Genomic DNA, 611 nt, shown 5'->3' with positions numbered 1-611 from the left:
CAAGCTCTACTAGTGTTTCAACATGCTCGGATACAAAGGATATAGGTACGATAATTATGTCTTTTACAAGTTTTTTTTCCAGGCGAATCAGAATTCATTAGAATTCTTCTAAGCCTTGGAGTATTTGCGGTTGGCTTTCTGACAAGACCGATAGGAGGCATATTATTCGGTTATATCGGTGATAGATACGGTAGACGTATCGCTTTAATAATCTCGATGCTAGGTATGACTATTCCGACCTTTATTATGGGCTTTATACGCTCATATGTAAGTATTGGGATTTATGCCCCTATAACTCTAGTTATAATGCGGCTTATTCAAGGTTTATGTATTAGCGGTGAAGGAACGGGAGCGGCCATTTTTATCCTTGAACATCGTCAAAATTTAAGACCGGGTTTTACGGCAGGTTTAGTACATGGTTCAAATATCGCCGGTACCTTAATTGCAACATTTATCGGTATTATAATAGAACGTTATTTCTCTCATATAGATTTTGCTTGGCGTTTTGCTTTTCTGCTTGGCGGATTTATGGGTCTTGCAGGATTTTACTTGCGATTGCGTGTATCGGAAACACCGATTTTTAAAATGCTTGAGAAAAAGAAACAAGTTCT

General features: G+C 38.0%; 2 pseudogenes. One reads left to right on the top strand and one right to left on the bottom strand.

Features of this window, described 5'->3' with window-relative positions:
* Positions 1–88, bottom strand: a pseudogene (locus O6R16_RS07975) (ferrochelatase); the annotation flags it as partial.
* On the opposite strand from O6R16_RS07975, the pseudogene O6R16_RS07970 reads away from it, so the two are divergent.
* Positions 55–611 (top strand): annotated as a pseudogene (locus tag O6R16_RS07970) (MFS transporter); the annotation flags it as partial. The pseudogenes O6R16_RS07975 and O6R16_RS07970 sit on opposite strands and share 34 nt — an antisense overlap.

Origin of the sequence: Candidatus Rickettsia tasmaniensis (assembly GCF_036857515.1) — a bacterium.
Classification (GTDB): Bacteria; Pseudomonadota; Alphaproteobacteria; order Rickettsiales; family Rickettsiaceae; genus Rickettsia; species Rickettsia rickettsii.
The sequence above is the reverse complement of the archived record's forward strand: the minus strand, read 5'-3'. Positions and strand labels throughout refer to the sequence as shown.